The organism is Nocardioides sp. CFH 31398, assembly GCF_022436705.1.
In the GTDB taxonomy this organism is placed as follows: Bacteria; Actinomycetota; Actinomycetes; order Propionibacteriales; family Nocardioidaceae; genus Nocardioides.
Map to the genome: position 1 here is coordinate 31,432 of NZ_JAKUHT010000037.1, position 14,180 is coordinate 45,611.

At 73.3% G+C, this 14,180-nt stretch carries 13 protein-coding genes; 2 read left to right on the plus strand and 11 right to left on the minus strand.

What is annotated here, in order from left to right; all coding sequences use genetic code 11:
• Window positions 1-140 precede the first annotated feature (140 nt).
• The 8 genes from MJ876_RS20580 to MJ876_RS20615 all read right to left on the minus strand — a co-directional run bounded on the left by MJ876_RS20580 (window position 141) and on the right by MJ876_RS20615 (window position 8,522).
• A complete protein-coding gene (locus MJ876_RS20580; RefSeq protein WP_240239277.1) occupies window positions 141-1,328 on the minus strand; it encodes a S8 family peptidase in 1,188 nt (395 codons plus the stop codon).
• 160 nt (window positions 1,329-1,488) lie between these two features.
• A complete protein-coding gene (gene trmB / locus MJ876_RS20585) occupies window positions 1,489-2,145 on the minus strand; it encodes a tRNA (guanosine(46)-N7)-methyltransferase TrmB (protein ID WP_240239279.1) in 657 nt (218 codons plus the stop codon).
• Between the two features lie 209 nt (window positions 2,146-2,354).
• Window positions 2,355-3,551 (minus strand): elongation factor Tu, encoded by a 1,197-nt coding sequence (gene tuf, locus MJ876_RS20590; RefSeq protein ID WP_240239281.1) that lies wholly within the window; start codon window positions 3,549-3,551, stop codon window positions 2,355-2,357.
• Window positions 3,552-3,631: 80 nt separating this feature from the next.
• The gene (gene fusA, locus MJ876_RS20595) at window positions 3,632-5,743 is read right to left on the minus strand and encodes an elongation factor G (protein ID WP_308192629.1); all 2,112 of its coding nucleotides are present in this window, start codon (window positions 5,741-5,743) and stop codon (window positions 3,632-3,634) included.
• A gap of 79 nt (window positions 5,744-5,822) precedes the next feature.
• The gene (gene rpsG, locus MJ876_RS20600) at window positions 5,823-6,293 is read right to left on the minus strand and encodes a 30S ribosomal protein S7 (RefSeq protein ID WP_240239283.1); all 471 of its coding nucleotides are present in this window, start codon (window positions 6,291-6,293) and stop codon (window positions 5,823-5,825) included.
• On the minus strand, window positions 6,293-6,667 hold the full coding sequence (gene rpsL / locus MJ876_RS20605) for a 30S ribosomal protein S12 (protein ID WP_240239285.1): 375 nt from the start codon (window positions 6,665-6,667) through the stop codon (window positions 6,293-6,295). The genes rpsG and rpsL overlap by 1 nt, the downstream gene beginning before the upstream one ends.
• Window positions 6,668-6,780: 113 nt before the next feature.
• On the minus strand, window positions 6,781-8,076 hold the full coding sequence (locus MJ876_RS20610; protein WP_240239287.1) for an MFS transporter: 1,296 nt from the start codon (window positions 8,074-8,076) through the stop codon (window positions 6,781-6,783).
• Window positions 8,073-8,522 (minus strand): MarR family winged helix-turn-helix transcriptional regulator, encoded by a 450-nt coding sequence (locus MJ876_RS20615; protein WP_240239289.1) that lies wholly within the window; start codon window positions 8,520-8,522, stop codon window positions 8,073-8,075. The genes MJ876_RS20610 and MJ876_RS20615 overlap by 4 nt, the downstream gene beginning before the upstream one ends.
• An 82-nt stretch (window positions 8,523-8,604) precedes the next feature.
• Between MJ876_RS20615 and MJ876_RS20620 the strand changes: the two genes are divergently transcribed.
• Window positions 8,605-8,883 (plus strand): DUF2530 domain-containing protein, encoded by a 279-nt coding sequence (locus MJ876_RS20620; protein WP_240239291.1) that lies wholly within the window; start codon window positions 8,605-8,607, stop codon window positions 8,881-8,883.
• Window positions 8,884-9,203: 320 nt separating this feature from the next.
• Here MJ876_RS20620 and MJ876_RS20625 read toward each other — a convergent pair whose 3' ends face one another.
• The 3 genes from MJ876_RS20625 to MJ876_RS20635 all read right to left on the minus strand — a co-directional run bounded on the left by MJ876_RS20625 (window position 9,204) and on the right by MJ876_RS20635 (window position 12,135).
• On the minus strand, window positions 9,204-10,040 hold the full coding sequence (locus MJ876_RS20625) for a DUF3027 domain-containing protein (RefSeq protein ID WP_308192631.1): 837 nt from the start codon (window positions 10,038-10,040) through the stop codon (window positions 9,204-9,206).
• A gap of 16 nt (window positions 10,041-10,056) precedes the next feature.
• A complete protein-coding gene (locus MJ876_RS20630; protein WP_240239293.1) occupies window positions 10,057-11,640 on the minus strand; it encodes an MFS transporter in 1,584 nt (527 codons plus the stop codon).
• A gap of 96 nt (window positions 11,641-11,736) precedes the next feature.
• Window positions 11,737-12,135, minus strand: coding sequence for a cold-shock protein (locus tag MJ876_RS20635; RefSeq protein ID WP_240239294.1), 399 nt, complete (start codon window positions 12,133-12,135; stop codon window positions 11,737-11,739).
• A gap of 355 nt (window positions 12,136-12,490) precedes the next feature.
• Here MJ876_RS20635 and MJ876_RS20640 point away from each other — a divergent pair.
• On the plus strand, window positions 12,491-14,180 hold a 1,690-nt coding region (locus MJ876_RS20640), incomplete at its 3' end, for a S8 family serine peptidase (RefSeq protein WP_308192630.1).

The following is a 14,180-nucleotide window of genomic DNA, read 5'->3' on the forward strand; positions in this document are numbered from 1 at the left end:
CGACCGGTCCGCACCGGTCACGGCGCCTTCCCCGGACACGCGACAGGGCCGCCCACCTGACGGTGGACGGCCCTGTCTCCCCGAGATCCCTCACCCCTCGCGGGGCGGAGTCCGTGTGCCCTCGCGGGCGGTGCCGCTGCTCAGTAGTTGGTGAACAGCAGGCGGTTGGGCGACCCGTTCGTGCCGGACACGACGCCGGAGGTGGCGTTGCCCAGGATCGCGTTGGTCACCGTCGACGGGCTGGCGCCGCGGTTGACCTGCAGGTACTGCGCGGCGACACCGGCGACGTGGGGCGACGCCATCGAGGTGCCCGAGATCGTCCGGGTGGCGGTGCTGCTGCCGATCCAGGCCGACGTGATGTCCGAGCCCGGCGCGAAGATGTCGACGCAGGAGCCCCAGTTGGAGAACGACGACCGCGCGTCGCTCATCGTGGTCGAGGCCACGGTGATGGCCGACGACGCGCGGGCGGGCGAGACGTTGCAGGCGTTCTGGTTCTCGTTGCCCGCGGCGACGACGGTGGTGACGCCGGAGTTCGTCATGCGGGAGACGGCCGAGTCGGTGGCGGTGTTGGCGCCGCCGCCGAGGCTCATGTTCGCGACGGCGGGGCCGCCGCGGCCGGCGACCCAGTCCATGCCGGCGACGACGCCGGAGTTGGTGCCGGACCCGTCGCAGCCGAGGACGCGGACGGGCACGAGGGTGACCTGCTTGGCCACGCCGTACGTCGTGCCGCCGACGGTGCCGGCGACGTGGGTGCCGTGGCCGTTGCAGTCGGTGGTGCCGCGGCCGTCGTTGATGGCGGTGTAGCCGGAGGCCAGCCGGCCGCTGAACTCGTTGTGGGCCTGGATGCCGGTGTCGATGATGTACGCCGTCACGCCCGAGCCGGTGGCGTTGTAGGTGAACGTGCCGCTGCGGGGCAGGTTCCGCTGGTCGATGCGGTCGATGCCCCAGGTGGCGTTGTTCTGCGTGGCGGACGCGGTGACGACGCTGTCCTCGGCGACGAACGCGACGTCCGGGTTCGCGCGGACGGCGGCCAGCTCGGCGGCGGTCAGCTCGGCGGAGTAGCCGCCCAGGTCGTCGTACACGCGCTCGACGGTGCCGCCCTCGGCGAAGAGGCCACCGCGGGCCTCGGCGCGGGAGGCCTCGGCACCCGGCTCGAGCATCACGATGTACTGCCCGGAGATGGCGTCCGCACCAGCCTGGACCAGCGGCGCCCGCTCCTGCTCGACGTCGCCCGCGGCGTTGGCGGGGGCGCTCACGGCACCCAGCGCGGTGGCGCCCAGCGCCGTCATGGCCAGGCTCGCGACCCCGACCGCAGTCCTCTTCAGCATCCTGTGACCTCCCGGGCCCGATCGGGGCCCTCCTGTTCTCGCCGTCCGCGCCTCCGCGGTCCGGGGGCGGCCCGAGCCGCCGGGACCGACCCTCTCCCGCGGGAGGAGGGAGGGGGTAGAGGGGAAACCCTTGACCGGGCGAGGGGCGCGCCCCGGTGGGTCAGCGGGCGGCGCGGTACAGGAGGTCGACGGGCTCGCGGCCCTCGGCGACGCCCTTGCGCTCGAAGCGGGTGACGGGACGCTCGTCCCAGCGCTCCACCTCGCCCCCGACGAGGCCCGGCTCGGCGTCGAGCACCTCGCGCATCTGACGGGCGTAGTCGACCCAGTCGGTGGCGAGGCGCCAGGCGGCGCCGGGCGCGAGGCGGGAGGCGGCGACGGCCGCGAACGCCGGGGACACCAGCCGGCGCTTGTGGTGCCGGGTCTTGGGCCAGGGGTCGGGGAAGAAGGTCCAGAGCTCGGCCAGCCCACCGGGGGCGACCCGCTGGTCGAGGAACCACGCGGCGTCCACGGCGCACAGGCGCACGTTCGTCACGCCGGCCTCGCCGAGCGCCTCGAGGGTCGAGGCAATGCCGGGCCGCCACACCTCCAGGGCGAGCACGTCGTACGACGGGCGGGCGGCGGCGAGCGCGACGGTGGCCTCGCCGACCCCGGAGCCGATCTCGACCACCAGCGGCGCGCGCCGGCCGAAGTGCTCGGCGAGGTCGAAGCGGTCGTCGTCGACCGCGTCGGTCGGGATCACGAGGTCACCGGCGTGGGCGTCCCACGCTCGCTGCTGGCGGTCGGTGAACCGCGCGCCGCGGCGCGAGTAGGACAGCACCTCGCGGACGCGTCGCCCGTCGTCGGTGAGCTTGCGGTGGGGTCGCGCGGGCGCGCTGGTGGACCGGCCTGGGGGCTGGTCGACGGGCTGGTCGATGGCAGGACTCCTCGGGACAGCACAGCGCCCCCGGGGCGGACCCGGGGGCGCTGCGTGGATGGTGCTGGGTGCTGCTGGGTGGTGCGGGTCGTGCTAGGCGCGGGGCGCCAGGGTCACTTGGTGACCTTGGTGACCCGGCCGGCGCCGACGGTGCGGCCACCCTCGCGGATCGCGAAGCGCAGACCCTCGTCCATGGCGACGGGCTGGATCAGCTCGACCGACATCTCGGTGTTGTCGCCCGGCATGACCATCTCGGTGCCCTCGGGCAGCGTGACGACGCCGGTGACGTCCGTGGTCCGGAAGTAGAACTGCGGACGGTAGTTGTTGAAGAACGGCGTGTGGCGGCCGCCCTCCTCCTTGCTCAGGATGTAGACCGAGGCGTCGAAGTTGGTGTGCGGGGTGGTCGTGCCCGGCTTGATCACGACCATGCCGCGCTCGACGTCCTCGCGCTTCGTGCCGCGGAGCAGCAGCCCGACGTTCTCGCCGGCCTGGCCCTCGTCGAGCAGCTTGCGGAACATCTCGACGCCGGTGACGGTCGACTTCTGCGACTTCTCGCGGATGCCGACGATCTCGACCTCCTCGTTGACCTTGACGATGCCACGCTCGATGCGGCCGGTGATGACCGTGCCGCGACCGGTGATGGTGAAGACGTCCTCGACGGGCATGAGGAACGGCTTGTCGGTGTCACGCTCGGGGGTCGGGATGTAGTCGTCGACGGCCTGCATGAGCTCGAGGACGCTGTTGGCCCACTTCTCCTCGCCCTGGAGGGCGGGGAACGCGGCCACCTGGACGACGGGGATGTCGTCGCCGGGGAACTCGTACTCGGTGAGGAGCTCGCGCACCTCCATCTCGACGAGCTCGATGAGCTCCTCGTCGTCGACCATGTCGCACTTGTTGAGCGCGACCACCAGGGCGGGGACGCCGACCTGGCGGGCGAGCAGCACGTGCTCGCGGGTCTGCGGCATCGGGCCGTCGGTCGCCGCGACCACCAGGATGGCGCCGTCCATCTGCGCCGCGCCGGTGATCATGTTCTTGATGTAGTCGGCGTGACCGGGGCAGTCGACGTGCGCGTAGTGGCGCGCGTCGGTCTGGTACTCGATGTGCGCGATGGAGATGGTGATGCCGCGCTGGCGCTCCTCCGGGGCCTTGTCGATCATGTCGAAGGCCTGGGTGTCCGGGTTGGCCGCCGGGTCCTTGTCGTGGAGCGTCTTCGAGATGGCAGCCGTCAGCGTCGTCTTGCCGTGGTCGATGTGACCGATCGTGCCGATGTTGACGTGCGGCTTGCTCCGCTCGAACTTCGCCTTAGCCACTTGGGGCTCCTCCTGTGATGGGTTGTGCGGAAACTGGGGTGGGGTGGTGCGGGCCGGGGCCCACGTGAGAGGCGCGCGAGCTACTCGCCGCGCACCTTCTTGACGATCTCCTCGGCCACGCTGGAGGGAACCTCGGCGTACGAGTCGAACTCCATCGAGTACGACGCCTGACCGGAGGTCTTCGACCGCAGGTCGCCAACGTACCCGAACATCTCGGACAGGGGGACGAGCGCGTTGACCACACGGTCGCCGTGCCGCTCCTCCATGCTCTGCACCTGGCCGCGACGGCTGTTGATGTCGCCGATGACGTCACCCAGGTAGTCGTCCGGGGTGGTCACCTCGACCGCGAACATGGGCTCGAGCAGGACCGGCTTCGCGATGCGCGCGGCCTCCTTGAACGCCTGGTTGCCCGCGATCTTGAAGGCCAGCTCGGAGGAGTCGACGTCGTGGTACTGACCGTCCTCGAGGGTGACCTTCACGTCGACCATCGGGTAGCCGGCGAGCACGCCGAACTCCATGGCCTCCTGGGCGCCCTGGTCGACCGAGGGGATGTACTCCTTCGGCACGCGACCACCGGTGACGGCGTTGACGAACTCGTAGCCCGCGCCGTTGCCGGTCTCCTCGTCGAGGCTGGGCTCGATCGAGATGATGACCTTCGCGAACTGCCCGGACCCACCGGTCTGCTTCTTGTGGGTGTAGGAGTGGTTCTCCACCTTGCGGCGGATGGTCTCGCGGTAGGCCACCTGCGGCTTGCCGACGGTCGCCTCGACGCGGAACTCGCGCTTCATCCGGTCGACGAGGATGTCGAGGTGCAGCTCGCCCATGCCGGCGATGATGGTCTGCCCCGTCTCCTCGTCGGTCTTGACGGTGAAGGTGGGGTCCTCGTCGGAGAGGCGCTGGATCGCGGTGCCCAGCTTCTCCTGGTCGGACTTCGTCTTCGGCTCGATGGCCACCTCGATCACCGGGGCCGGGAAGGTCATCGACTCCAGGATCACCGGGTCGGACTGGGCGCACAGGGTGTGCCCGGTCTTGGTGTCCTTGAGGCCCATGACGGCCACGATCTGGCCGGCGCCGACCTTCGCGATCTCCTCACGCTTGTTCGCGTGCATCTGGTAGACCTTGCCGATCCGCTCCTTCTTGCCGTTGACCGAGTTGATCACGGTGCCGCCGGCCTCGAGCACGCCGGAGTAGACGCGCACGTAGGTCAGCTTGCCGAGGTGCGGGTCGGAGGCGATCTTGTAGGCCAGGCCGGAGAACGGCTCGTCGTCGGACGGCTTGCGGACGATCTCGATGCTCTCGTCCTTGACGTCGTGACCCACGATGCCCTCGACGTCCACGGGGGACGGCAGGTACTTCACGACCGCGTCGAGCAGGGGCTGCACGCCCTTGTTCTTGAACGCGGTGCCGCACAGCACCGGGTTGAGCTTGTCGGCCAGCGTCGCGCGGCGGATGGCGGCCTCGATCTCCTCGACCGACAGCTCCTCGCCCTCGAGGTACTTCTCCATGACGTCGTCGTCGGCCTCGGCGAGGGTCTCGAGCAGCTTCTCGCGGTACTCCGCGGCCTGCTCGGCGAGCTCGGCGGGGATCTCCTCGACGGAGTAGTCCTCACCGATGGTGGTCTCGCCACGCCAGGTCAGCGCACGCATCTGCACGAGGTCGACGACACCGAGGAAGTCGGACTCCGCGCCGATCGGCAGCTGCAGGACCAGCGGGGTGGAGTTGAGGCGCTCGACCATCATGTCGACGCAGCGGAAGAAGTCCGCGCCGGTGCGGTCCAGCTTGTTGACGAAGCACATCCGCGGCACGGCGTACTTGTTCGCCTGGCGCCACACCGTCATCGTCTGGGGCTCGACGCCCGCGACGCCGTCGAACACGGCGACGGAGCCGTCGAGGACGCGCAGCGAGCGCTCGACCTCGGCGGTGAAGTCGACGTGCCCGGGGGTGTCGATGATGTTGATCTGGTGGTCCTTCCACCAGCAGGTGGTCGCGGCGGAGGTGATCGTGATGCCGCGCTCCTGCTCCTGCTCCATCCAGTCCATGACGGCCGCGCCGTCGTGGACCTCACCGATCTTGTAGGAGATGCCGGTGTAGAACAGGATCCGCTCGGTGGTGGTGGTCTTGCCGGCGTCGATGTGCGCCATGATGCCGATGTTGCGGACGACCTTCAGGTCGGTCGTGATGTTCACAGCCACGTGAGTGATGACCCCTTAGGACGGCTGGAGTGCGGATGGGCTGCTGGGTGTCCGGCCCCGGGTCCGGGGCCGGACGGCGTCACCAGCGGTAGTGGGCGAAGGCGCGGTTGGCCTCGGCCATCTTGTGGGTGTCCTCGCGCTTCTTCACCGCGGCACCGAGGCCGTTCGAGGCGTCGAGGATCTCGTTCATGAGCCGCTCGGTCATGGTCTTCTCGCGGCGGGCCTGGGCGTAGGAGACGAGCCAGCGCAGCGCGAGCGTGTTGCTGCGGCCGGGCTTGACCTCGATCGGCACCTGGTACGTCGCACCGCCGACGCGGCGGGACTTGACCTCGATGGAGGGGCGGACGTTGTCGAGCGCGCGCTTCAGCGTGACGACGGGGTCGGTGCCGGTCTTCTCGCGGCACCCCTCCATCGCGGTGTAGACGATGCGCTGCGCGACCTGCTTCTTGCCGTCCTGGAGCACCTTGCTCACGAGCTGCGAGACGACCGGCGACCCGTAGACCGGGTCGACGTCGACGGGGCGCTTGGCGGCGGGACCCTTGCGCGGCATCAGCCCTTCTCCTTCTTCGCTCCGTAGCGGCTGCGGGCCTGCTTGCGGTTCTTGACACCCTGGGTGTCCAGCGACCCGCGGATGATCTTGTAGCGGACGCCGGGGAGGTCCTTCACCCGGCCGCCGCGGACGAGCACGATCGAGTGCTCCTGGAGGTTGTGGCCCACGCCCGGGATGTACGCCGTGACCTCGACGCCGCTGCTCAGGCGCACGCGGGCGACCTTGCGGAGGGCGGAGTTCGGCTTCTTCGGGGTGGTGGTGTAGACGCGGGTGCAGACGCCGCGACGCTGGGGCGAACCCTGCAGGGCGGGTGTCTTGTTCTTCGACACCTTGTCTGCGCGGCCCTTGCGGACCAGCTGCTGAATGGTGGGCACCGGGTGGTTCCCTCTCTTGTTCGCTCTCAGTACCCGGCGCTCTGCCGGGCACGGTGAAGTGTGCTGGTCGGGTGATCCTCACCCCGAGGTCGGGCGTGTCGTAGCACGAGCCCTTACTTCACGGGCACACGCGAGGACGCCTGGTGCTGCCAGACACGAGACTCGAGGCTACGCGGTCGCCCTGAGCGGGTCAAAACGCCCCGGGAGCGGGCGAAGACGAGCGTCGCGAGGAGCACGCCGAGCACGGTGGCCGCGCCGCCGCCGATCAACGTCCACCGGGCGCCGAACGTCTCGCCGACCCAGCCGACCAGCGGTGCGCCGAGCGGCGTGCCGCCCATGAAGATCATGAGGTAGAGCGACATGACGCGTCCCCGCAGCTCCGGCGCGGTCGTCAGCTGCATGGTCGTGTTCGCCGCCGTGATCATGGTGAGCGCGGTGAGGCCGAGCAGCGGCAGCCACGCGGCGAAGGTGACGTACGTCGGCAGCAGGCCGGCCACGACCTCGACCACCCCGAAGGCCAGGGCCGACCCGACGACCAGCCGCAGGCGGATGGTCGCGCGGCGGGCCGCGAGCAGGGCCCCGGTGAGGGAGCCGACGGCCATGACGGTGCCGAGCAGGCCGTACTCGGCCGCGCCCTTGCCGAACACCTCGGTGGCCATGAGCGCGGAGGTCATCTGGAAGTTCAGCCCGAAGGTGCCGGCGAAGAACACGATGGCGAGGACCAGCAGGAGCTCCGGGCGGCCACGGACGTAGCGCAGCCCCTCGCGGACGCCGCCGGGGCCGGCCGCGCGCGGCTCGGGGGTGTCGAGCCGGCCGGGGTCGATGCCGCGCAGGGCCCAGATCGGCCCGGCGTAGCTGACGGCGTTGATCAGGATGACCCAGCCCGTGCCGACCGCTCCCCCGCCGAACGCCGCGATGAGCAGGCCCGCGACCGCGGGCCCGACGACGCGGGCGGCGTTGAAGGACGCCGAGTTGAGGCCCACGGCGTTGGACAGGTCGTCCTGGCCGACCAGCTCGGGGACGAAGGACTGACGAGCCGGGGCGTCGAACGCCGTCCCGATGCCGAACAGCAGCGCGAGCACGTACACGTGCCAGGTCTCGGCCGTGCCGGTCACCGCCAGCAGGCCGAGCACGAGCGCCGGCCCGGCCATCATTAGCTGGGTGACCTGCAGCAGCGTCCGCTTCGCGACGCGGTCGGCGACCAGGCCCGCGAACGGGGAGAGCAGGAGGATGGGGAGGAACTGCAGACCCGTGGTGATGCCGAGCGCCAGCGCCCCGTTCGTCGCGAGCTGGAGGACCAGCCAGTCCTGCGCCACCCGCTGCATCCAGGTACCGGTGTTCGACACCGCACCGCCGATGGCGTAGCGGCGGTAGTTCGGGTTCGCGAGGGCGCGGAACGTGGGACTCAAGCGGTGGCCAGTCTCTCCAGGATCGGGGCCGCGGCACGGAGCACGGCACGGTCGTCGGGGGTGAGCTCCTTCAGGCGCAGCGTCAGCCAGGCGTCGCGGCGGCGGCGGTCGGCGAGCACGGTCGCCCGGCCGGTCTCGGTGAGGCTGACGCGGACCTGCCGCCCGTCGTCGGCACACGCCTCGCGGACGACGTACCCGCCCTCGACGAGGCCGCGCACCGTGCGCGACATCGAGGGGGGCCGGACGCGCTCGGCGTCCGCCAGCTCGCCGACGGTCTGCTCGCCGACGCGGAACAGGCAGCCGAGCACCGCCATGGCGGCCGACGACAGCTCGTTGTCCGGGTGCCGCTCCGCCGCCAGGCGGCGGCGGAGCCGCATCACCGAGAGCCGGAGCTCGGAGGCGAGACCGGCGTCGGTGCGCGCGACCTTCTCGACGGTGGGAGCCATGATGTTTAGCCTAACTCATTAGCCTTGCTAACTGTTCCCGGCCCGCACGGCCTCCGACGTGGCCTCGCCTATCCTCGAGGGCGTGGAGTTCCGCGACGAGCAGCCGACGCAGCACGAGATCGGCAACCGCACCTTCATCGTGGCCGACGTGGAGCCCCTCGACGTGGACGGCGTGCGCACCGTCGAGATCGGGGTCGCCCTCTGGGCGGTCGCGTTCGTCGCGCTGCTGCCGTTCTGGGGCCGCCTCGAGGAGGACGGCCGCCTGTGGTGGCTGTGGACCTGCCTCGCGGGGTTCGGCCTCGGCCTGCTGGGGCTGGAGTACTGCCGGAGGCGGCGCAAGGCGCGTCAGGCCCAGCCCTAGTCGGTCCCGGCCGGCTTCCGTCTCGCGGGGTCTCGAGCCGCGGTGGGGGTCCTCCGGGGCGGTCGAATCCCCACGGTAGGTCCCTGTCCTGTCACTTCCCACGACGAATTCGTCGTGGTGAGCGTCGAACGACCAGGCCACCGTGGGGATTCGACCCACCCGGTGGCCACCGCCGCCCGACCCGCGGTCGCCGGAGCGCTCGCGCGCCTCGTCCGTCTCACCGGGGTCTCGAGCCGCGGTCGCGACCTCGTTCTGGGTCGCGCGCTCCCTCGACCTCCCCCACGTCGCAGCCTCGCGAGCTCGGCCGCGGTGGGTGACGGTCAGAACCTCTCGAGGTCGTCCTGGCTCAGCGTGTCCCAGACGTGGTCGGGCAGCGGCTGCGGCTGGGCGCGCTTGCCGAGGGAGGCCTCGGAGTGGGCGCCGCAGCCGTGGTCGAGGGAGACCACGCGCCCGTCGTCGTTGGCGTCGCCGTTGGCGCAGACACCGAAGGTGCCCGCGAGCGGACCGGCGAGGCGGACGAGGAAGCCGCAGCTCCCGCAGCTCGCGGGGGCCGCCTTGGCCAGCGGGGACGCCGGGCCGCCGTCGCCGTCGTACCAGCGCTCGGCGGCGGCGTCACGGCCCTCGCGGGACAGGGTGCGCACGCGGCCCAGGCCCAGGTCGCCGGCGACCTCCCTCACCTGGGCGCGGTCGTCGCTGTCGAGGGGGTCGTCGCCGTACGACCAGCACGGCACGAGGCGGGGGTCCTCGTCCGGCACGGGCAGCAGGTCGCCCGGCGAGAGGTCGCCGGGCTGCAGGCGCTCGCGGTAGGGCAGCCACTCCGGCGCGACGATCGCGCCCTCGCCGGGGACGAGGACGACCTCGTCGACGGTGACGACCTTCTGGCGCGGGGCGCGCGCGAGGGTGACCTCCCAGTGCCAACCGCCGTAGCCGCGTCGGGTGCAGGCGAAGCGGTGCGTCAGGAGCCGCTCGCCCTCGACGACGTGGCCCTGGTGCTCGCCGACGTCGTCGCCCTCGGTCTGCGCCACGACAGCCTCGCGGGCGAGCTCGACGGCGGCGACGAGGGCCGCGTCGGCCCGGGCACGCCGCTGCCGGGGAGCGGTGACGGGAGCGGCGTCCTCGGCTGTCGAGGAGCCTGACGTCAGGGTCGGCGCGATCACGGCGGTCAAGCATGCCTCATGGGCGTGGGCCGACGGAGACGGGGCCGCGGGGCACCCGCCGGACGGCGAGCACGTAGACCGCCCAGGCCAGCAGGACCACCGCGGCGGTGCCGAGCCCCAGCCGCGGGATCAGGGGCAGGGCGATGCCGACGAACCCGCCGAGGACCCAGGCCAGCTGGAGCGTGGTGTCCGACCGGGCGAACGCGCTCGACTGCACGCGGCCGGGCACGTCGCGCTGGATGGTCGAGTCCAGCGACAGCTTGCCGAGCGACTGGGCGAGCCCGGCGGTGAGACCGAGCAGCACCAGCGTCGGCAGCGCGTAGAGGACGGCGGCGAGCACGACCAGCGTCACGTCGGCGACCAGCACGGCGACCACCGTGGTGCGGGGGTTGACGTTCTTGAGCACCGAGGCGAGGGCGATGCCGAGCGCGTTGCCCGCGCCGGCGGCGCCGACCACGAGGGCGAGCAGCAGCTCGGGGGCCAGGTCGGCGACGGGCTGCTCCCGCAGCAGGAACGCCATGAACATGGTGAGGAAACCGACCAGCCAGCGCGGTCCGCAGTTGGCGAGCAGGGCGAAGAGCACCGCGGGCGGCACCCGTGTGGGCACCTTCTCCCGGACCCGGCCGTCCCTGCCGACCCTCAGCGGCTGGGTGGGGACGTCGGCCTGGTCCTCACGGGCGACGCCCGACCCGGTCAGGGTGAGGGGCTCCTCCCCCGCGCTGTCGTCGACCGCGGGCGGCAGCAGGATCGCGAGCACGGTCGCGACCACGAACAGCACGAACCCGTAGCGCAGCGCCCACTCCGCGCCGAAGGTCGCGGCGAGGGCGGCCAGGGGCGCCGAGATCGCGACCCCGACCACGCCGGCGAGCGAGGTGCGGCCGTTGGCCTTCACGAGCGTCAGGTGGGAGGGCCGCAGCCGTGGGACGGCGGCCGCCCGGGTCACCCCGTAGGCCTTGGACGCGACGAGCACGCCGAGCGCCGCGGCGAACAGCGCCGGCGACTCGGTGGTCACGGCGGACGCCAGCACCCAGCACAGGAACGCCCGCACGGCCATCGCGGAGCCGATGGCCCAGCGGCGGCCGTGGCTGAAGCGGTCGAGGAACGGCCCGATCAGCGGGGCCACGATGACGAACGGCAGCATCGTCAGCCCGAGGAACAGCGCGACCTGGCTGCGGGCCTCCCCGGTCGGGACCTGGAAGAACAGCGTGCCCGCCAGGCCGATCGCGACCGCGGCGTCGCCCGCGGTGCTGAAGGCGTGCATCTCGATGAGCCGCGACAGCCCGGACGCGCCGGCGCCCTCGGCGTGGGACGCGCGGCGGGCCTGCCGGACGGCGTACCTGCCGGCGCGACCCGTGGCCTGCGCGGCGCGCCGCGCGCCGCGGCCCGTCGCTCGGGCGCCACGACTGGCGGCACCGGGCCGCGGCTCGCCGTCCACCCGGCCCCGACGGCCGTCACGACCCCCGGCACCCCGACCCCCGGCACCACGACCGTCCGCCGCGGGCTCCTCGTGCGGGCGCTCGTACGGCTCCGTGTAGGGCGCCGTGGGCGCGGCGCCGTCCCGCCCGGGCACCGGGCCCTGGGGCTCGTACGGCTGGCTCATCGGTCCATCCTCCCCAGTCGCGGGCCCGGTCGTGCGGGCGACGCGCGCGGGGTGTCCTGGCGGGGTGTCCGGCGGGTTCGTCCGGGTGGGTGCGGCTCAGCCCAGCTCGAGCTCGTCGGCCAGGGCGCGCAGCAGCTTGGCGGTCGGGCGCGCCGTGCGCGCGTCGGGGTGACGCCCGTTGCGGTAGGCCTCACCGGTGTCGTCGAGGAGACGGATGAGGTCCTCGACGATGCCGACCATGTCCTCGGGCTTCTTGCGCTGGGCCCGCGACCGGTTGCGGCTGACGGACGACGGCTCGTCGAGCACGCGGACCTGCAGGGCCTGGTCGCCGCGGCGGCCCTGGGCCACCCCGAACTCCACCCGGGTGCCCGCCTTGAGGGAGGTCGTGCCGGAGGGGAGGGCGTCGGCGTGGACGTAGACGTCCGCCCCCTCGTCACGCGCCAGGAACCCGAATCCCTTGTCCGCGTCGAACCACTTGACCTTGCCCTTCGGCACCTCGTCCCCCTTCCGATCCGGACGCTCGTCCGGCCCGCGTGGTGCTCCACGCACGCCCGCCCAGCCTAGGAGGCCTGGTGGTGAGGCTCCACCTCGATACCGGCCACCGGTCGCACGGTGCGCCCACCACCGGCCCCGGCACCGGTCCTGCCCCGGGTCGGAGCGGGCGAGCTGATTGCCGACGCGGACGCCGGGTGGCACGATTTGGCCTTTGTCACACCAGTGACGGACGAGGCGTGAGTGCAGGGAGGGGGCAGCCGCCGTGGTGTCCGCTGCCCCGCCCACCCCTCGGGACGACCCGCGCCCCCGGCACTCCCCCGCCCCGTCGCACCCGGCGTCCCGGGTCCTGCCCCGCGTGCTGCCCCGCGTGCTGCCCCGCGTCCTCCTGGGCGTGCTGCTGGTCGGCTCGCTGCTGGTCGCCGCGCCCGGCCCGGGCGCGGCGGGCGACGTCCCCGCGGTCACGTCCCGTGCGGTGTCCTCCCTCCGGCTCGTGGTGCTGACCGGGCCCGGCACCGCCGGCGCGGCCGCCGACCCGGGCCGACCCCCGGCCACCCGCGGCTCCCTCCTCGCCCGGCAGGACCGGACGCTCGCCGCGGTCGGGTCCCCCGAGCCCGTCTACCGCTGGACCGCCGCGCTCGACGGCTTCGCCGTGCGCCTCACCGACGCCGAGGCGGCGCAGCTCGCCGCCCGTCCCGAGGTCGTGGCGGTCGAGGACGACGCCGTCCGCCCGCTGGCCTCCGTCCCGGCCGCCCGGCCGGAGCCGTCCGCGCCGGGCTCGCCCTCGCGGGCGCTGCGGGGCGGGGCGGGCGTCGTGGTCGGGGTGGTCGACTCGGGCGTCGACCCGGACAGCCCTGTGGTCGCCGACTCCCGCGGCCTGGGGAGACGACCCGCGGGCTTCGCGGGCCGCTGCCTGACCGGGCCCGGGTGGCCGGCCGACGCGTGCGACGGCAAGCTCGTCGCCTCCGGGTGGTTCGTCCGCGGCTTCGGCGAGGAGCGGCTGGCCTCGTCGGCCACGCTGTCCGGACGCGACGACACCGGCCACGGCACGTCCGTCGTCTCCGTCGCCGCGGGCAACGGCGGCGTCGGCGTCGTCGCCCGCGACCGCCTCGGCACCTACTCGGGCATCGCCCCGCAGGCGCGCGTGGCGTCGTACAAGGCCTGCTGGACGGCGCCGGACCCGTCCCGGGACGGCTGCGCGACGTCCGACCTCGTCTCCGCGGTGGACCGTGCGACCGCCGACGGCGTCGACGTCCTGAGCGTGGCCGTCGGCGGCCCCGCCCGCCCCGACGTGCTCGACCGGGCCCTCGTGGGTGCCGCCGAGGCGGACGTCGTCGTGGTCGCGGCCGCGGGCAACACCGGGGGCGAGGCCTACGCCGCGCACCCGTCCCCCGGCGTGCTCAGCGTCGGCGCCCACACGACGCCGCTGCGACGGGGGCGGCTCGACCTGCCCGGCGGCTCGTCGGTGACCGGCGCCATGGCGTCCCGGCGTCGGCTGGACGACGTCCGGCTGGTGCGCGGGGCCGACGTCGCCGTGCCCGGAGCACGTCGTGACGCCGCCCTGTGCGCCCCCGGCAGCCTCGACGCCGCACGCGTCGACGGCGCCGCCGTCGTGTGCGACCGCGGTGCCGTGTCCCGCCTCGAGAAGTCGGCGGCCGTCGACCGGGCCGGCGGGGTCGCGATGGTGCTCGTCAACGAGCGCGGCAGCAGCCTCACCCTCGACCTGCACCGGGTCCCGGTGCTCCACCTCGGCGCCCCCGAGGGACGTCGCCTCGACGACGCCCTGGCGCGCCGCGGCGCCGCGCCCCTGGTCGACCTCGTCCCCGACGGCGAGGGCTTCCGCCGCCTGCACCCCGCCGCCTTCTCGGCGACGGGCGACCCCGCCGGCGCCGTCCTCGGGCCGTCCGTGCTGGCGCCCGGGGTGAGCGTCCTCGGCGCCGTGCCGCCCGCGCCGGACGGCCTGGGCTGGCGCTCGTTCTCCGGGACGTCGGCCGCCGCCGCCGCCGTCGCCGGCGCGGCCGCCCGCCTGCGCGCCGTGCGCCCCGGCT

Coding starts and splice junctions, on each gene's coding strand:
- MJ876_RS20615 (WP_240239289.1), bottom strand. CDS start 8,522: ATGGCTCCCACCGTCGAGAAGGTCGCGCGCACCGACGCCGGTCTCGCC.
- MJ876_RS20580 (WP_240239277.1), bottom strand. CDS start 1,328: ATGCTGAAGAGGACTGCGGTCGGGGTCGCGAGCCTGGCCATGACGGCG.
- MJ876_RS20630 (WP_240239293.1), bottom strand. CDS start 11,640: ATGAGCCAGCCGTACGAGCCCCAGGGCCCGGTGCCCGGGCGGGACGGC.
- rpsG (WP_240239283.1), bottom strand. CDS start 6,293: ATGCCGCGCAAGGGTCCCGCCGCCAAGCGCCCCGTCGACGTCGACCCG.